The following is a 16,770-nucleotide window of genomic DNA, read 5'->3' as shown; positions in this document are numbered from 1 at the left end:
GCCTCTTTTACCATAAGGAGACTGTTTATGGACAAGATTGAAGAGATTTTTCAAACTATTCAAGCTGATGAGCAAAATAAAAGCTATACCGAAGCTGGTATTCCGCCACTTTTTGCAGCACCGAAGACTGCGCGGATTAACATTGTTGGTCAGGCGCCTGGTCAAAAGACGCAAGAAGCAGGACTCTATTGGAAGGATAGGTCAGGTGACCGTTTGCGTGATTGGTTGGGCGTTGACGAGGAGACATTTTACCATTCGGGGAAATTTGCAGTGCTTCCGTTAGATTTTTATTTCCCAGGGTCTGGAAAGTCGGGAGACCTTCCGCCAAGAAAAGGCTTCGCTGACAAATGGCATAAGCCGATTTTAGACGAGCTTCCTGATATCCAACTAACCCTCTTGATTGGACAATACGCGCAGAAATATTATCTGGGAAAGACAGCGCAAAAAAATCTGACGGAGACGGTGAAGCACTACCAAGATTATTTGCCAACCTATTTGCCATTAGTGCACCCTTCCCCCCGAAATCAGATTTGGCTCAAAAGGAACCCTTGGTTTGAAGAGGATTTACTTCCTGATTTGAAGAACATTGTGGCTGATATTTTGAAAGATTAACCTTTTATTGTCTCACGAAAACCACTAGCTGTGCTAGTGGTTCCGAAAAGCTTTTAGCGATGTATCAAAAAAGTCCCCCTAAAGCAATGTCATTAAGTTAAGACATGCTTTAGGGGGACTTTTAAGGTTATCTTAGTGTGCAACACGTTTACGAGCCGCTTTTTTACGATTTTCTTCGATGAAAGCCGCTTTCTTTTCTTCTGGTTCGATGATTTTTTTCTTAACAGCAAATGCTGCGCCAGCAACAGTTGCAACAGTGGCTACCACACCAGTAGCAAGACCTTTTGCGAATGCGAATTTTTTAGCCATAATAATTCTCCGATCTATGACGAGTTTTGTTCCTCGTCCTATGTTATAATAATGGTAACGAAAATAGCTTGAAAATTCAAGCAAAAACATTCAGAAGTGAGAAGGTATGACATCACAAAAACTTAAACTTATCGCGGTAGTTGGTCCGACAGCGGTGGGGAAAACTGCCTTGGGAATTGAGCTAGCTAAGGCTTACAATGGTGAGATTATTAGTGGCGACAGCCAGCAGGTTTATAAACACTTGGACATTGGCACGGCCAAGGCGACACCCAAAGAGCAAGCGCAAGCCATTCACCACCTAATCGATGTCCGTGAAGTGGATGAGACCTATTCTGCCTTTGATTTTGTGGAGGGGGCTAGGGCTGCTATTGAGGACATCACGGCGCGTGGGAAACTTCCCATTATCGTTGGTGGTACGGGACTTTACCTACAGAGTCTTCTTGAAGGTTACCACCTTGGAGGTGATGTGGACCAAGAAGCGCTCCTAGCTTATCGCAAAGAGTTGGACACTTGGACGGATGAGGAGCTTTTTGGAAAAATAGCAGAGCTGGACATCACCATTACTCAACTTAATCGTCGTCGTGCCATGCGAGCCTTGGAGCTGGCTAAATTTGGACAAGATTTAAAAAATACGAAAAGTCCTTATGACGCCTTACTGATTGGTCTCAATGATGAGCGACCAGTTCTCTACGACCGTATCAATAAACGTGTGGATGCTATGGTTGAGCAGGGCTTACTCGAGGAGGTCAAGTGGCTCTACGATAATTATCCAGATGTTCAGGCTAGCCGAGGTATTGGTTATAAGGAATTATTCCCTTATTTTTCAGGACAAGAATCTTTGGACCAAGCTCTTGAAACCCTCAAGCAAAATACAAGACGCTTTGCGAAACGTCAGATTACCTGGTTCAAGAATCGCATGGCAGTTGACTTTTACATGGTCGGAGAAGCTGACTATCGCCAACAAATCAACCAAGCTGTAGAAGCGTTTTTAAAGAAAAACTAGATAGTAAAAGCCCCAAAAGTTTGGTCTTTATGCTATAATAAACATTACGCATTTATCGGGAAGAAAGGAGCCATGAGATGATTGAAACGCAAGAAAAGCAGGAGCGTGTCCTCCTCATAGGCGTTGAATTGCAAGAAAGTAAGAACTTCGACATGTCCATGGAAGAGTTGGCTAATCTTGCTAAAACCGCTGGCGCAGAAGTGGTTGACCGTGTGGTGCAAAAGCGTGAGCGCTATGATAGTAAATCCTTCATCGGCTCTGGAAAATTAGCCGATATCAAGGACCTCGTTGATGCTTTTGAAATTGATACGGTCATCGTCAACAACCGCCTAACCCCACGTCAAAATACTAACTTGGAAGCTGAATTAGGTGTTAAAGTTATTGACCGTATGCAGTTGATATTGGACATTTTTGCTATGCGAGCTCGTAGTCATGAAGGCAAGTTGCAAGTTCATTTAGCTCAGCTTAAATACATGTTGCCACGCTTAGCTGGTCAAGGGATTATGCTCAGTCGTCAGGCTGGTGGGATTGGTAGTCGTGGACCTGGTGAAAGTCAGCTTGAACTCAACCGCCGTGCTGTCCGAAATCAGATTACAGATATCGAGCGCCAGCTTAAAATTGTTGAGAAAAATCGTGAAACCATTCGTGAAAGACGCATCGATTCTGATACCTTTAAGATTGGTCTGATAGGTTATACCAATGCTGGCAAATCAACTATCATGAACATTTTGACGGATAACAAACAGTACGAAGCTAATGAACTATTTGCGACTTTGGATGCGACAACCAAGCAGATTTATTTGCAAAATCAATTTCAAGTCACTCTGACAGATACTGTTGGTTTTATTCAAGATTTGCCGACTGAACTGGTGGCTGCTTTCAAATCAACCTTAGAAGAGAGCAAAAATGTTGACTTGCTCCTTCATGTTATCGATGCCAGTGACCCCAACCATACTGAGCACGAGAAGGTTGTGCTGGATATTTTGACTGATTTGGGCATGCAGGACATTCCCCGTTTGGCTGTTTACAACAAGATGGACAAGGCTGACAATCTGACTGCGACCGCTTTTCCAAATGTGCGTATATCTGCTAAGGAAAAAGGTAGCCGAGACCTCCTTCGCTGTTTGATTATTGATGAAATTCGTCACATTTTCGATGAGTTTTCAATCAAAGTCCACCAAAATCAAGCCTACAAACTCTATGATCTCAACAAAATTGCCCTCCTAGACAGCTACAGCTTCGAGGAAGAATACGAAGAAATTTCGGGTTACATTGCCCACAAGAACAAATGGAGGTTAGAAGAATTTTATGACTAATTACATTGATTTAGCCCTAAAATATGGCGGTTTCACTAGCCTTGATAAGGTTTATTTGGAAAATGTGCTGGCGCCACTATCAGATGCTCAGAAGCTGACCTTTATCACACCGCCGCCTAGCGTTATCAATGCTTATTTTGCTGAAATCTACCAAAAACAAGGAGCAGAAGCAGCGACTGACTACTTTTTAGACTTGTCTAAGGCTCTGAATCTTTTTAACGACCATCCAACTTTCGACGAACATCACCCCTTCATTCGTTTGAATTTGACAGGAAAATCATTTGGCTTCGCTTTTGAAAATGCCAAAGAAGAGGCGCGTGTTTTTGCAGAACTTGATGAAAAGATTACTCCGGCCGTCTTATTTGAATTGGCACAAGTCTTCCCACAATATAAAATCTACCAAGATAACCGAGGTATCAAGATGTCCAGAATTGATATGGATGAAAAAAATGCCAAAGACATCACTCCTGAGACAAGTCTGCTCAGCCATGTGTCGCAATTAAAAGGTGGCATTATCAAAATCTCAAGTTTTAATCAGGACGAGCTTCTTGATTTAGCCAGCCACTACAAAGGGCAAAAGTACTTTGCCAGCCAAGGACGCGAAGCAATTCTCTATATTAAAAACTAGAAAGAACGACAATAATGGAAATTCAATTTTTAGGAACTGGAGCTGGACAACCAGCCAAGGCCCGCAATGTTTCAAGTTTAGTCTTGAAATTACTGGACGAAATCAATGAAGTTTGGATGTTTGATTGCGGTGAAGGCACTCAGCGTCAGATTTTGGAAACGACGATTCGTCCTCGAAAAGTGAAAAAAATCTTCATTACGCATTTACATGGTGACCATATTTTTGGTTTGCCAGGTTTTTTGTCAAGCCGTGCCTTCCAAGCCAATGAGGAACAAACTGACTTGGACATCTATGGACCTGCAGGCATTAAATCCTTTGTCATGACTAGCCTTCGTAATTCAGGTTCTCGTTTGCCTTATCACATCAATTTCCATGAGCTAGACGCTAATTCACTGGGAAAAATTATGGAAACGGATAAATTTGTGGTTTATGCTGAACAGCTTGACCACACTATTTTCTGCGTGGGCTATCGTGTGATGCAAAAGGATTTGGAAGGAACGCTTGATGCAGATGCTCTGAAAACAGCAGGTGTACCATTTGGTCCCCTCTTTGGAAAAGTAAAAAATGGTCAAGATGTAGTTCTTGAAGACGGTACAAAGATTGTTGCTAAGGATTTCATCTCAGCACCCAAAAAAGGAAAAATTATCACTATTCTTGGCGACACTCGTAAAACAGACTCAAGCGTACGTCTAGGTTTAGGTGCGGATGTCCTTGTTCACGAATCAACTTACGGAAAAGGCGATGAAAAGATTGCTAAGGCACACGGTCACTCAACGAACATGCAGGCGGCCAAGGTTGCTAAAGAGGCCTCAGCTAAGCGCCTCCTACTCAACCACATTAGCGCTCGTTTCTTGGGTCGTGATTGTAAAAAAATGGAGCTGGATGCTCAGACTATTTTTGAAAATACGCACCTAGTCCGTGATTTAGAGGAAGTTAAGATTTAATGACAGCACGTATTATCTTCATGACAGGGGCGTCAGGTGGCTTGGCGCAAGCGATTGTTACCCGATTAGCAGAGAATGACCACTTGATTTTGGCTGGTCGTAGCAAGGAGAAGTTGGAGAAACTTTACGCTCACCGCCCTAACACGACTTGTCTGGCGCTTGATTTGACGGACGACGCTGCCTTGGAAGAGGTTGTTGAGACTATCTATCGCGATTTCGGTCGTCTGGACATTCTCATCAACAACGCTGGTTACGGTTCCTTTAAGGCTTTCGACGCTTATGATAGCCGCGAGGTTCGCGACATGTTTGATGTCAATACCTTTGCCTCTATGACCTTAGCCCGTTTGATTGGGCGGAAAATGGCAGAGCAGGGCAGTGGACATATTGTTAATATCGTTAGCATGGCTGGCTTGATTGCGTCTAGCAAATCTTCTATTTATGCAGCTAGCAAGTTTGCAGTCATCGGCTTCTCAAATGCACTCCGTCTGGAATTAGCAGAGCAAGGCGTTTATGTCACGACTGTCAATCCAGGTCCGATTGCCACCAGCTTTTTTGACACAGCGGACCCAACGGGAGATTACCTTAAAAGCGTTGGACGCTATGTCTTGACAGCAGACCAGGTGGCTAAAAAGACAGTGGCTTGCCTAGGGAAGAATAAACGGGAATTAAATTTGCCCTTTGCCCTAGCCGCCGCCCACAAAGCCTATACCCTATTTCCAAAGACGGCAGATTTCTTTGCCAGAAAGGTCTTTAATTACAAATGATTTCATCAAAATATGAATGGAAACAATTAGAAAAAGAGCCAGATGATGGCTTTTTTCAGCTTGCTAAAAAAGAACAGTTATCGGAAACTGTTGCCAGAATAGCCTATTCTCGTGGCGTTGATACAGCAGATAAATTATCAGATTTCTTGAATGCAGACTTGTCACATCTCCACGACCCCTATCTCCTCCATGACATGGAAAAGGCGGTTAAGCGTATCCGTCAAGCCATTGAAAATTATGAACAGATTTTGGTTTACGGAGATTATGACGCTGACGGGATGATCTCAGCCTCTATCATGAAAGAGGCGCTTGAAATGCTGGGTGCTGAGACTCAGGTTTATCTCCCCAATCGCTTCACAGATGGCTACGGCCCCAACCAAAGTGTTTACAAATACTTCATTGACCAGCAAAAGGTCTCACTTATTATTACGGTGGACAATGGCGTAGCCGGTAAGGAAGCCATCGCCTATGCTCAAGAGCAAGGTGTAGATGTCATTGTGACCGACCACCATAGCATGCCAGCTGAGTTGCCGAACGCCTTTGCTATCGTCCATCCAGAACATCCAGAAGCAGATTATCCCTTCTCCTATCTAGCAGGTTGTGGCGTTGCTTTCAAATTAGCTTGCGCGCTCTTGGGATCTATTCCTACCGAAATGCTGGATTTGGTTGCCATTGGAACTATTGCTGACATGGTGAGTCTGACAGATGAAAATCGCATCATGGTCAGAGTTGGCTTGCAGATTCTCAAAGACACAGAACGCATCGGTTTGCAAGAATTGATGAAAGTGTCTGACATTGACCCAGATAGTTTGAATGAAGAAACGATTGGCTTCAAAATTGCTCCTCAGCTCAATGCCTTGGGGCGTCTGGATGACCCAAACCCAGCCATCGAACTTTTGACAGGCTTTGACGATGAAGAAGCGCTAGTCATTGCCAAAATGATTAACGGTAAAAACGAAGAGCGTAAAACCATTGTTCAGACTATTTTTGACGAGGCAATCGCCATGGTTGATCCTAGCCAGCCTGTACAGGTTTTAGCCAAGGAAGGTTGGCACCCTGGTGTTCTTGGGATTGTCGCAGGACGCATTCTTGAGCAAATCAGTCAACCAGTCATTGTGCTTAACATCGAAAATGGACTTGCCAAGGGTAGTGCCCGCAGTGTCGAGGCTCTCAATATTTTTGAGGCTCTTGATGACCACCGCGACCTTTTCGTCGCCTTTGGTGGGCATAGCGGAGCTGCTGGTATGACTTTGGAGGCTGACAAGCTGCCAGCTCTCTCTCAAGTTCTCAGTGGTTACATTGAAAATAATCATTTGGACATGAGTCAGAAAAAAACGTTGACTATTGATGACGAATTGCATTTTTCAGACTTGAGTTTAGAAACTGTTCGTAGCTTAGAGAAATTAGCACCGTTTGGTATGGACAATAAGAAACCTGTTTTCTTGCTCAAAGACTTCACCGTCAAACAAGCCCGTACTATGGGACAAAACGGGGCTCACCTCAAATTAAAACTTAGCCAAGCTGGTGAGGATTTTGATTTAGTAGCTTTCGACATGGGAGCGCAGGTCCAAGAATTTCAACAGGCTCAAGGACTTGAATTAGCGGTCACCTTGTCTGTCAATGTGTGGAATGGCTCGACAACGCTTCAACTGATGCTAGAAGATGCGCGCGTGAACGGTATTCAACTGTTTGACATTCGTGGGCGAAATAGCCAGCTGCCACAAGGGGTGCCTGTTCTTGATGAGGAAGTGCAGGGAGATGCGGTGGTGTTATTGGACATTCCTGAAAATCCAAATGAGCTCAAATCTCTTTTTAGAGGACAGCACCTCCAAGCCATTTATTTCAAAAATCAAATAGCTAAGTCTTATTATCTTGCCGGTTACGGCACGCGCGAGCAATTTGCCAAACTCTACAAAACCATCTATCAATTCCCAGAATTTGATGTCCGCTACAAACTTAAAGAGTTGAGTCACTATTTGAAAATTCCTGATATTCTTTTGGTAAAAATGGTTCAGATTTTTGAGGAGTTAGGCTTTGTGACCATCACAGATGGTGTCATGATAGTCAATAAAGATGCGGAAAAACGTGAGATTTCGGAGAGCCATATCTATCAAAATCTCGTGTCTCTGGTAAAATACCAAGAGTTGATGGCCTTGGGCACGCCGCAGGAAATCTATGACTGGCTCATGGAAGATTAGAATCAATTCCGAATAATAGAATTGTAAAAAAACAGCGAGGTCTTACAATGAAAAGTGTAACACAACTCAACCTCTTTGAGGAGACAGGTCTACTTGAACAGATAGAATCCAAACGTAAAGGAGGGCGTCAAGACTATAGCGTTGAGTCTTACTTTATAGCCTATATTGCCAAATTAATGCTTCAATTTCAAACTGACAAGCAACTGATTCGTCAACTCAACTGTAACAGTCAGCTACGTCAAATCTGTGGCTTCGAGACTCACTATGTTACTCTAAAAGATGGGAGCTCCAAGAAAGTCCATGCCCCATCGGCAGCCAGTTTCTCACGTTTTATGACAGACTTAGAAGCAGTCGTTGACAACTTAGAGACTTGGGCTAAAACTGCGGTCACCGTCTAGTCATGGTAGGCTTCGCCTTGTACAAGCTCAATCACGGGCAGACGTCACAGTTAGCCAGTTGGGTTGTTTAACTTTAAAAGTTTCCCTTAAGACCAAGGGTGGAGTCTGCCCCTTTGGGGAGGACAGTACTCCTTTCAATTCTAAATCACACTGAACAGGGCGATTTGTGTACACCATATTCTTTTTTGATGGTCAAAATGTTCCTCCAAAGAGTGATAGATGGCAAAAAACAGACTTTCGGAATTGATTCGATTAAGCAGAATATTTACGAAAATTTAAAAATATGCTATAATTGAATGTAAAAACATTTTAGGGATACCCTTAGAAAGACTAACAAATGGATTTAAGAAATTATATTGCATCAATTGAAAACTATCCTCAAGAAGGGATCACTTTCCGTGACATCTCACCACTTATGGCTGACGGCAATGCCTATAGCTATGCAGTTCGTGAAATCGTTCAGTACGCAACTGACAAGAAAATTGACATGATTGTAGGACCTGAAGCACGTGGTTTTATCGTTGGTTGTCCAGTTGCTTACGAACTTGGTGTTGGCTTTGCTCCTGTCCGTAAACCAGGAAAATTGCCACGCGAAGTCATTTCAGCAGACTATGAGAAAGAGTACGGTATTGACACTTTGACAATGCACGCTGACGCTATCAAACCAGGTCAACGTGTACTTATCGTTGATGACCTTTTGGCAACAGGTGGTACAGTCAAAGCAACTATTGAAATGATTGAACGCCTTGGTGGTGTCGTTGCTGGTTGTGCCTTCCTTATTGAATTGGACGGCTTGAACGGTCGCGAAGCCATTAAAGGATACGATACAAAAGTCTTGATGAACTTTCCAGGTTAACTTATAGTCTTTACCTATAACCAACTAAAGAAATTATATAATTGAAAACTATATCTCCATGCTTTATAATAATAGTATGATTATTATAGAAATGGAGATATTTTCATGCCTATCAAACTCGATAAAGAATTACCCATTTTAGAAATTTTACGTTCTGAAAATGTCTTCATAATGGACGATAGCAGAGCTGACCATCAAGATATCCGCCCTATGGAAGTCTTGGTGCTTAATCTTATGCCGACAAAAGAAGCAACCGAAACGCAATTATTACGCCTGCTAGCAAATACCCCTCTTCAAATCAATGTGACCTTTTTATACATGACAAGTCATGAATCTAAAACAACCCATGCAAAACACATGGAGAATTTTTACCGTACCTTTGATGAAGTCAAGGCTAAATTTTATGATGGCTTGATTATCACGGGTGCACCTGTTGAAACACTACCATTTGAGGAAGTAGATTATTGGGAAGAATTGTGTCAGGTTTTTGACTGGTCTAAGACGCATGTCTATTCGACCCTTCATCTTTGTTGGGGAGCACAAGCTGGTTTGTATTACAAGTATGGTATCCAAAAGCAGCTGGTAGACCAAAAGATTCAAAAGATTTCGGGAATTTTTGATCAAGAAGTGCTCGCAAAGGATAATCTCCTCTTACGTGGTTTTGATGACAGCTTTGCCTCGCCACATTCTCGTCATACAGAAATCAAGGCTTCAGATATTGAAAAAGAGTCTGACTTGGACATTTTGGTAGAGGGGTCAGAGGTTGGCCTTTCCATTGTAGCCAGCAAGGATTTGCGAAATATTTATAGTTTTGGTCATCTTGAGTATGATAGAGATACACTGGACAAAGAATATCAGCGTGATTTATCAGCGGGTAAAAATCCCGAGCTTCCAGCGCATTATTATCCTAATGATGATCCATCCGCTAAACCGCGTATGCGATGGAATTTGGCAGCAACAACTTTCTTTAGTAATTGGTTGAACTATGCAGTTTATCAGGAAACTCCATATCGGCTAGAAGAGCTAGAGAAATAGCTAGCACAAAGAGGTAGTATGAGTTTTTTTGAACATTTTAAGTCTGGTAATGTGATTTTACCGACAAATTTATTGTTTCATTTTAAGGATATTTTTAAGAGTGCAGATGATTTTTTAGTCTGGCAATTTTTCTATATGCAAAATACGACTAAAATGGATGACTTGGCACCCAGTCAGGTTGCCGAAGCTCTGGGTAAAACGGTGGCAGACATCAATCGTTCCATCTCAAATCTGACTGCTCAAGAATTACTGGATGTGAAGACCATCGAACTGGATGGTGAAATCGAAGTTATCTTTGATGCTAGTCCAGCTCTTAGCAAACTTGACGCTCTGCTTTATCAACCAAATGAAACCATGCCACAAGCCCAACCTCAAGTGACCAATACTTTCAAGGACTTGGTGGCAGACTTTGAGAGGGAGCTTGGGCGAATGCTCAGTCCGTTTGAGTTGGAGGAATTGCAGAAAAGTTTGCAGGAAGATCACACAGATCCAGATGTGGTTCGTGCTGCGCTCAAAGAAGCGGTTTTCAATGGCAAGACTAATTGGAATTACATCAATGCTATCTTGCGAAATTGGCGCCGCGAGGGAATTACGACCCTTCGTCAGGTTGAAGAGCGCAAGCTGGCGCGTGAACAGCAGCATCAGGCAGAAGTGTCTGTCTCGGATGATTTCCTCAATGCTATGAATTTATGGGCAGATTAGACCTCAACGGAGAGTTCGATGAATCGGGCTCTCTTTATTTTTACCTTTTTTGATGTTATACTGAATAGGACAAAAGTTAAAGGAAATACCATGGAATTACAATTATCACACCGATTACAAACCGTTGCTAAACTCGTACCTGCGGGTGCTCGCTTGCTTGACGTGGGGAGCGACCACGCCTATTTGCCCATCAATCTAGTGCAGTCCGGACAGATTGACTATGCCATCGCTGGCGAAGTTGTCAAGGGACCTTTTGAGTCCGCACAAACCAATGTTGCCAGCAACCAGTTATCAGATAAGATTGATGTGCGCCTAGCTAACGGCTTGGCTGCTTTTGAGCCTGACGACGCAATTTCCTGCATCACCATTTGTGGCATGGGCGGGCGTCTCATTGCTGAGATTTTGGATAATGGGCAGAGCAAACTCGATAGCGTTGAGCGATTGATTTTACAAGCTAATAACCGTGAAGATGATTTACGCGCCTGGCTAGCGCATCACAACTACCGCATCATTGCAGAAGACATGGTCACTGAGAATGAGAAATTCTACGAAATCATCGTCGCAGAACATGGAGAGATGAACTTGTCAGCACAAGACCTCCGTTTCGGACCAATGCTCAATCAAACGAAATCACCGGTATTTCTAGCTAAATGGAAAAATGAATTGCAAAAATTAAGTCACGCTTACAGTGTGATTCCAGAAAATAAAGTGGCCGAACGCAAGGTAGTTGAAGATAAAATTGTAGCTATTAAGGAGGCTCTTCATGCTAGCTAAAGAATTGATTGCCAGGTACGAAGCCTATTGCCCTCAAGAATTATCTATGGATGGTGACATTTCAGGTTTGCAAATTGGAAGTCTAGATAAAGAGATTAAAACTGTGATGATTGCACTTGACGTTCGTGAGACGACAGTTGCAGAAGCGATTGAGAAAGATGTTGACTTACTCATTGTTAAGCACGCGCCAATTTTTCATCCGTTAAAAAATCTGGTTGCCAATCCGCAGAATCAAATTTATCATGACTTGATCAAGCATGACGTGGCTGTTTACGTCAGCCACACCAATATTGACATCGTTCCAGACGGGCTCAACGATTGGTTTTGCGACTTGCTCGGTATTACCGATACCAGCATTTTGACACCGACTAGTGATGGTTACGGCATTGGTCGTGTCGGAAAGATTGCTCCCCAGACCTTTGAAGAGTTTGCGCTCAAGGTGAAGGAAGTCTTTCGTTTGGATAGCGTTCGCTTGGTTGCCTATGAAAAATCAGCAGAGCTTATTGATCGAGTTGCTATCTGTGGTGGGAGCGGACAGGGCTTTTATCGAGATGCTCTCAAAGCTGGCGCCCAAGTTTTTGTAACCGGAGATATCTACTATCACACCGCTCAAGAAATGATTACTAACGGACTACTTGCTATTGACCCAGGACACCATATCGAAGTGCTCTTCGTCAGCAAACTAGCAGAAATATTTGAAGCTTGGAAAGCCGAAAATAATTGGGATGTGACGATTTTAGAAAGTCAAGCTACGACCAATCCTTTCTATCACTTGTAAGGAGAGTTCACATGACAAAAGTTGCTATTATTGGTGCAGGCGCGGTTGGGGCAACAGCAGCCTACTATATTTCAAAATCAGAAGAGGTCGATGTCACTGTCTTTGATTACGGCCTTGGTCAAGCAACAAAAGCTGCCGCTGGTATTATCAGCCCTTGGTTTTCAAAGCGTCGCAATAAGGCTTGGTATCGCATGGCTCGTTTGGGAGCAGACTTTTACCAAACCTTAGTAGAAGATTTAAAACAAGCTGGTCAGTCAACTGATTTTTACCAACAAACTGGCGTTTTTATTCTTAAAAGGGATGAAAGTAAGCTTGAGGAATTATACGATTTAGCCTTGTCACGTAGAGAAGAATCCCCCTTGATTGGTGAACTCAAAATCTTATCTAAAAATCAAGCTAACACCCTTTTTCCAGACTTAGAGGGATTTGGTGAGCTTTTATATGCTTCTGGTGGGGCTCGTGTTGAGGGAGAAGAATTAACGGCTACCTTGTTAGCTGCCAGTGGAGTTCCTGTGATTTCGGAAAAAGTTGATTTTGAAGTGACAGCCACCGACTACTTAATTCAAGGACAGCATTATGACAAACTCATCCTAGCAACTGGCGCCTGGCTCAGTGAGATTTTAGAGAAGCATGGTTACCGAGTTGATGTTCGTCCGCAAAAAGGGCAACTGTGTGATTACTATTTTGATAATTTGGCGACCGATACTTATCCAGTGGTGATGCCCGAAGGTGAATTGGACATCATCCCTTTTAACAAGGGAAAAATTTCCATGGGAGCTAGTCATGAAAATGATATGGGCTTTGATTTGGCAGTAGACTATGACTTGTTAAATCAAATGGAGCAGGAAGCGCAAGCCTATTTTCCAAGATTTTCAGATGCAACAGAAGCGCGTGAGCGTGTGGGGATTCGTGCCTATACAAGTGACTTCTCACCTTTCTACGGAGAAATTCCAGACTTACCTAATGTTTTTGTAGCCAGCGGATTGGGTTCTACTGGTTTGACGGTTGGTCCTTTAATCGGTCATGAATTAGCTATGCTTATTTTAGGTCAAGAGGGATGGTTGGCAGAAGCAGATTACCCTGTTTGTCGCTACATTAGTCCAACTAAAGGATGACAGTGTTTTCAATTCATGCTATAATAAAAAAGATGAATATATAAGAGGAGACCTTACTATGAAAGGTATTATTTTAGCAGGAGGTTCAGGGACACGTTTGTATCCATTGACTCGCGCTGCCTCAAAACAGCTCATGCCGGTTTATGATAAACCCATGATATACTACCCATTGTCAACCCTCATGTTGGCTGGAATCAAGGAAATTTTGATTATTTCAACACCACAGGACCTTCCACGTTTTGAAGAGCTTCTTGGAGATGGTTCTGAATTTGGTATTTCCTTGTCTTATGCGGTTCAACCAAGTCCAGATGGTTTGGCGCAAGCCTTTATCATTGGGGAGGACTTTATTGGTGATGATAGCGTTGCGCTTATTCTTGGAGATAACATTTATCATGGTCCAGGTCTATCAGCTATGTTGCAACGAGCTGCCGCTAAAGAATCAGGGGCGACTGTCTTTGGTTACCAAGTTAAAGACCCAGAACGCTTTGGTGTGGTTGAATTTGATGACAAGATGAATGCCATCTCAATCGAAGAAAAACCAGAACACCCTAAATCAAATTATGCGGTTACAGGTTTGTATTTCTATGACAATGATGTTGTTGAGATTGCTAAAAACATCAAACCAAGCCCTCGTGGGGAACTTGAAATCACAGATGTTAACAAGGCTTATCTTGACCGTGGAAACTTGTCAGTTGAAGTTATGGGGCGAGGTTTTGCTTGGCTAGATACTGGGACTCACGAAAGCTTGCTTGAAGCTGCTCAATACATTGAAACTGTTCAGCGCATGCAAAATGTTCAGGTAGCTAACCTTGAAGAAATTGCTTACCGCATGGGTTACATCACCAAAGAAGAAGTGCACGACTTAGCACAATCATTGAAGAAAAATGAGTACGGACAATACTTGCTCCGTTTGATTGGAGAAGCCTAATGACAGAACAATTTTTTGAAAAAGAATTAGCTGCGCGTCCAGTTGAAGGTATTTCTGGAATGCTCGAATTTGATATTCCAGTTCATGGAGACAATCGTGGCTGGTTCAAAGAAAACTTCCAAAAAGCAAAAATGGTGCCACTTGGTTTTCCAGAAAGTTTCTTTGCAGAAGGAAAGCTCCAAAACAATGTGAGCTTCTCACGTAAAAATGTACTTCGTGGCCTACATGCAGAACCATGGGACAAATACATTTCAGTCGCTGATGGCGGTAAAGTGCTAGGCTCTTGGGTTGACCTCCGTGAAGGTGAGTCATTTGGTAACACTTACCAAACAGTCATTGATGCCTCAAAAGGTATTTTCGTGCCACGTGGTGTCGCAAATGGTTTCCAAGTGCTATCAGATACTGTTTCCTACAGCTACCTTGTCAACGACTACTGGGCACTTGAATTGAAGCCTAAGTATGCCTTTGTCAATTATGCTGACCCCACACTTGGCATCAAATGGGAAAATCTTGAAGAAGCAGAAGTTTCAGAAGCAGACAAGAACCATCCGCTGCTTAAGGATGTCAAACCATTGAAAGCAGAAGATTTGTAATCTGAACTGCGAATACTAAAAAACATCATAAGGAAGTAACATGACAGACTATAAAAATATTATCGTCACAGGTGGGGCTGGCTTTATCGGTTCTAACTTTGTGCACTATGTTTACAACAATCATCCAGATGTTCACGTCACTGTCTTGGACAAATTGACTTACGCTGGTAACCGTGCCAACATCGAAGAAATTCTTGGCGACCGTGTTGAGCTTGTTGTGGGTGACATTGCTGACGCTGAATTGGTAGACAAATTGGCTGCTAAAGCGGATGCCATTGTTCACTATGCGGCTGAAAGCCATAATGATAACTCATTGCAAGACCCAAGTCCATTCATCTACACAAACTTTATCGGAACTTACACTTTGTTGGAAGCTGCTCGTAAATACGACATTCGTTTCCATCATGTGTCAACTGACGAAGTTTACGGTGACCTTCCGCTTCGCGAAGATTTGCCAGGACATGGTGAAGGACCAGGTGAAAAATTCACTGCGGAAACCAAATACAATCCGTCATCACCTTACTCTTCAACAAAAGCTGCCTCAGACTTGATTGTCAAGGCTTGGGTTCGTTCATTTGGTGTTAAGGCAACGATTTCAAACTGTTCAAACAACTACGGTCCTTACCAACACATTGAGAAATTTATTCCACGTCAAATTACTAATATCTTGTCAGGCATTAAGCCAAAACTTTATGGAGAAGGTAAAAATGTCCGTGACTGGATTCATACCAACGACCACTCAACAGGTGTTTGGGCAATCTTGACTAAAGGTCGCATTGGGGAAACTTACCTTATCGGTGCCGATGGTGAGAAGAACAACAAAGAAGTGCTTGAACTCATTCTTGAAAAAATGGGTCAACCCAAAGATGCTTATGACCATGTAACAGACCGTGCAGGTCACGACCTTCGTTACGCTATTGATTCAACGAAACTTCGTGAAGAACTTGGTTGGGAACCACAATTCACCAACTTTGAACAAGGTTTGGAAGACACGATTAAGTGGTACACAGACCATGAAGACTGGTGGAAAGCCGAAAAAGAAGCGGTTGAAGCCAAATACGCTCAAACCCAAGAAGTTATTAAATAAGATATTAAAAGCCTATCCTATCAACATATTCAGTTGGTGTGGTAGGCTTTTTCTCTTATTTTGGGGCAAAAGTAGGGCTGGGCTATTGAGAGTGTTGCACTCTATGCACTGTTTGAAAGTGTTTCTTGTATTTGTTAATCCCAGTCGTAGGCTGCGACAAAGACTTCAGAGCTAGTCAATCTCCCTCGTACCGTGCGAGAAGTCTTTTTGAATTTGCTATTTCTTGTCGCAGCTTGCAATGGTCCCTTTCATGAGTGCGAACTATCGTCGAATGAATCACAGTCTGTTTTCTGGCTGCTGGGACTCTGTCGAATGAGAGCAGTCGCTATTTCTCCCAAAGTCCTTGCCTGTCGAATGTAAGAGGTGGTTATACTCTTATAGGGCTGATGGTAGAGAAAAAGGCCCCCGTCTTTTGTGTGGGTGGTAGAAGACGAGGTCCTTTAATCTTTGTATGAGAGCTTAATGTGCCTTGTCGGTAGCCCAGTTTTTATTTTCCGAAAAGTCCTTTGATTTTATCGAGGGCACCATCAAGTCCGCCAGCACTTTCCACTAGGGCTTTGGCTTTTTCGAAATAGTCACCTAATTCATCTTTGTGGTCGTTGATAAAATCTTGTGCTGCAGAGAAATCTTTTTTCTCGATAAGTTCTTTAACTTGATTCAACAATTCAGTTGGGTTCATCTAAAATACCTCGTTTTTTCTTTAATTAAATCATATTCTACCCTATTTGTG

The 16,770-nt window shown here is 42.8% G+C and carries 19 protein-coding genes; 17 read left to right on the top strand and 2 right to left on the bottom strand.

The window, feature by feature from the left end; all coding sequences use genetic code 11:
- Nucleotides 1-27: 27 nt before the first annotated feature.
- The gene (locus IYQ92_RS02040) at nt 28-612 is read left to right on the top strand and encodes a uracil-DNA glycosylase family protein (protein WP_195675112.1); all 585 of its coding nucleotides are present in this window, start codon (nt 28-30) and stop codon (nt 610-612) included.
- 132 nt (nt 613-744) lie between these two features.
- Here IYQ92_RS02040 and IYQ92_RS02035 read toward each other — a convergent pair whose 3' ends face one another.
- Nucleotides 745-921 (bottom strand): DUF3042 family protein, encoded by a 177-nt coding sequence (locus IYQ92_RS02035; RefSeq protein WP_195675111.1) that lies wholly within the window; start codon nt 919-921, stop codon nt 745-747.
- Between the two features lie 106 nt (nt 922-1,027).
- Here IYQ92_RS02035 and miaA point away from each other — a divergent pair, with 106 nt between their 5' ends.
- From miaA to rfbB, 16 genes are all read left to right on the top strand, one after another.
- Nucleotides 1,028-1,924, top strand: coding sequence for a tRNA (adenosine(37)-N6)-dimethylallyltransferase MiaA (miaA, locus tag IYQ92_RS02030; RefSeq protein ID WP_195675110.1), 897 nt, complete (start codon nt 1,028-1,030; stop codon nt 1,922-1,924).
- A 77-nt stretch (nt 1,925-2,001) separates the two neighbouring features.
- Nucleotides 2,002-3,240, top strand: coding sequence for a GTPase HflX (gene hflX, locus IYQ92_RS02025; RefSeq protein ID WP_195675109.1), 1,239 nt, complete (start codon nt 2,002-2,004; stop codon nt 3,238-3,240).
- On the top strand, nt 3,233-3,868 hold the full coding sequence (locus IYQ92_RS02020; protein ID WP_195675108.1) for a cystathionine beta-lyase: 636 nt from the start codon (nt 3,233-3,235) through the stop codon (nt 3,866-3,868). The genes hflX and IYQ92_RS02020 overlap by 8 nt, the downstream gene beginning before the upstream one ends.
- A gap of 14 nt (nt 3,869-3,882) precedes the next feature.
- Nucleotides 3,883-4,812: a ribonuclease Z gene (gene rnz, locus IYQ92_RS02015; protein ID WP_195675107.1), complete on the top strand. Its 930-nt coding sequence runs from the start codon at nt 3,883-3,885 to the stop codon at nt 4,810-4,812.
- Entirely contained in the window at nt 4,812-5,576 is a 765-nt protein-coding gene (locus IYQ92_RS02010; protein ID WP_195675106.1) for an SDR family NAD(P)-dependent oxidoreductase, read from the top strand. The genes rnz and IYQ92_RS02010 overlap by 1 nt, the downstream gene beginning before the upstream one ends.
- A complete protein-coding gene (gene recJ, locus IYQ92_RS02005) occupies nt 5,573-7,774 on the top strand; it encodes a single-stranded-DNA-specific exonuclease RecJ (RefSeq protein WP_195675105.1) in 2,202 nt (733 codons plus the stop codon). The genes IYQ92_RS02010 and recJ overlap by 4 nt, the downstream gene beginning before the upstream one ends.
- A gap of 47 nt (nt 7,775-7,821) precedes the next feature.
- Complete coding sequence (locus tag IYQ92_RS02000) at nt 7,822-8,172, top strand: transposase (protein ID WP_195675104.1); 351 nt, start codon at nt 7,822-7,824, stop codon at nt 8,170-8,172.
- Nucleotides 8,173-8,509: 337 nt separating this feature from the next.
- Nucleotides 8,510-9,028 carry an adenine phosphoribosyltransferase gene (locus IYQ92_RS01995; protein ID WP_195675103.1) on the top strand — a complete coding sequence of 173 codons (519 nt, stop codon included), beginning with the start codon at nt 8,510-8,512 and terminating at the stop codon, nt 9,026-9,028.
- Between the two features lie 105 nt (nt 9,029-9,133).
- Nucleotides 9,134-10,063, top strand: a complete 930-nt coding sequence (metA, locus tag IYQ92_RS01990) for a homoserine O-acetyltransferase MetA (protein ID WP_195675102.1) — start codon at nt 9,134-9,136, stop codon at nt 10,061-10,063.
- Nucleotides 10,064-10,081: 18 nt separating this feature from the next.
- Nucleotides 10,082-10,765, top strand: coding sequence for a DnaD domain-containing protein (locus tag IYQ92_RS01985; RefSeq protein ID WP_195675101.1), 684 nt, complete (start codon nt 10,082-10,084; stop codon nt 10,763-10,765).
- A 90-nt stretch (nt 10,766-10,855) separates the two neighbouring features.
- A complete protein-coding gene (locus IYQ92_RS01980; RefSeq protein WP_195675100.1) occupies nt 10,856-11,539 on the top strand; it encodes a tRNA (adenine(22)-N(1))-methyltransferase in 684 nt (227 codons plus the stop codon).
- On the top strand, nt 11,529-12,317 hold the full coding sequence (locus IYQ92_RS01975; protein ID WP_195675099.1) for a Nif3-like dinuclear metal center hexameric protein: 789 nt from the start codon (nt 11,529-11,531) through the stop codon (nt 12,315-12,317). Before IYQ92_RS01980 ends, IYQ92_RS01975 begins: the two co-directional genes overlap by 11 nt.
- 11 nt (nt 12,318-12,328) lie before the next feature.
- Nucleotides 12,329-13,432: an NAD(P)/FAD-dependent oxidoreductase gene (locus IYQ92_RS01970; RefSeq protein ID WP_195675098.1), complete on the top strand. Its 1,104-nt coding sequence runs from the start codon at nt 12,329-12,331 to the stop codon at nt 13,430-13,432.
- A gap of 58 nt (nt 13,433-13,490) precedes the next feature.
- The gene (gene rfbA, locus IYQ92_RS01965; protein ID WP_195675097.1) at nt 13,491-14,360 is read left to right on the top strand and encodes a glucose-1-phosphate thymidylyltransferase RfbA; all 870 of its coding nucleotides are present in this window, start codon (nt 13,491-13,493) and stop codon (nt 14,358-14,360) included.
- Nucleotides 14,360-14,953, top strand: a complete 594-nt coding sequence (locus IYQ92_RS01960; protein WP_195675096.1) for a dTDP-4-dehydrorhamnose 3,5-epimerase family protein — start codon at nt 14,360-14,362, stop codon at nt 14,951-14,953. The genes rfbA and IYQ92_RS01960 overlap by 1 nt, the downstream gene beginning before the upstream one ends.
- 40 nt (nt 14,954-14,993) lie before the next feature.
- The gene (gene rfbB / locus IYQ92_RS01955; protein ID WP_195675095.1) at nt 14,994-16,040 is read left to right on the top strand and encodes a dTDP-glucose 4,6-dehydratase; all 1,047 of its coding nucleotides are present in this window, start codon (nt 14,994-14,996) and stop codon (nt 16,038-16,040) included.
- 487 nt (nt 16,041-16,527) lie between these two features.
- Here rfbB and IYQ92_RS01950 read toward each other — a convergent pair whose 3' ends face one another.
- Nucleotides 16,528-16,719, bottom strand: a complete 192-nt coding sequence (locus IYQ92_RS01950; protein ID WP_195675094.1) for a hypothetical protein — start codon at nt 16,717-16,719, stop codon at nt 16,528-16,530.
- Nucleotides 16,720-16,770 lie beyond the last annotated feature (51 nt).

It is taken from the genome of Streptococcus sp. HF-1907 (assembly GCF_015594605.1).
Lineage (GTDB): Bacteria > Bacillota > Bacilli > Lactobacillales > Streptococcaceae > Streptococcus.
This window is presented reverse-complemented; position numbering and strand designations above follow the sequence as displayed.

Coding starts and splice junctions, on each gene's coding strand:
- rnz (WP_195675107.1), top strand. CDS start 3,883: ATGGAAATTCAATTTTTAGGAACTGGAGCTGGACAACCAGCCAAGGCC.
- IYQ92_RS01985 (WP_195675101.1), top strand. CDS start 10,082: ATGAGTTTTTTTGAACATTTTAAGTCTGGTAATGTGATTTTACCGACA.
- recJ (WP_195675105.1), top strand. CDS start 5,573: ATGATTTCATCAAAATATGAATGGAAACAATTAGAAAAAGAGCCAGAT.
- rfbA (WP_195675097.1), top strand. CDS start 13,491: ATGAAAGGTATTATTTTAGCAGGAGGTTCAGGGACACGTTTGTATCCA.
- IYQ92_RS02000 (WP_195675104.1), top strand. CDS start 7,822: ATGAAAAGTGTAACACAACTCAACCTCTTTGAGGAGACAGGTCTACTT.
- IYQ92_RS01960 (WP_195675096.1), top strand. CDS start 14,360: ATGACAGAACAATTTTTTGAAAAAGAATTAGCTGCGCGTCCAGTTGAA.
- IYQ92_RS01975 (WP_195675099.1), top strand. CDS start 11,529: ATGCTAGCTAAAGAATTGATTGCCAGGTACGAAGCCTATTGCCCTCAA.
- rfbB (WP_195675095.1), top strand. CDS start 14,994: ATGACAGACTATAAAAATATTATCGTCACAGGTGGGGCTGGCTTTATC.
- miaA (WP_195675110.1), top strand. CDS start 1,028: ATGACATCACAAAAACTTAAACTTATCGCGGTAGTTGGTCCGACAGCG.
- IYQ92_RS02010 (WP_195675106.1), top strand. CDS start 4,812: ATGACAGCACGTATTATCTTCATGACAGGGGCGTCAGGTGGCTTGGCG.
- IYQ92_RS01980 (WP_195675100.1), top strand. CDS start 10,856: ATGGAATTACAATTATCACACCGATTACAAACCGTTGCTAAACTCGTA.
- IYQ92_RS02035 (WP_195675111.1), bottom strand. CDS start 921: ATGGCTAAAAAATTCGCATTCGCAAAAGGTCTTGCTACTGGTGTGGTA.
- IYQ92_RS02020 (WP_195675108.1), top strand. CDS start 3,233: ATGACTAATTACATTGATTTAGCCCTAAAATATGGCGGTTTCACTAGC.
- IYQ92_RS01950 (WP_195675094.1), bottom strand. CDS start 16,719: ATGAACCCAACTGAATTGTTGAATCAAGTTAAAGAACTTATCGAGAAA.
- IYQ92_RS02040 (WP_195675112.1), top strand. CDS start 28: ATGGACAAGATTGAAGAGATTTTTCAAACTATTCAAGCTGATGAGCAA.
- IYQ92_RS01995 (WP_195675103.1), top strand. CDS start 8,510: ATGGATTTAAGAAATTATATTGCATCAATTGAAAACTATCCTCAAGAA.
- metA (WP_195675102.1), top strand. CDS start 9,134: ATGCCTATCAAACTCGATAAAGAATTACCCATTTTAGAAATTTTACGT.
- IYQ92_RS01970 (WP_195675098.1), top strand. CDS start 12,329: ATGACAAAAGTTGCTATTATTGGTGCAGGCGCGGTTGGGGCAACAGCA.
- hflX (WP_195675109.1), top strand. CDS start 2,002: ATGATTGAAACGCAAGAAAAGCAGGAGCGTGTCCTCCTCATAGGCGTT.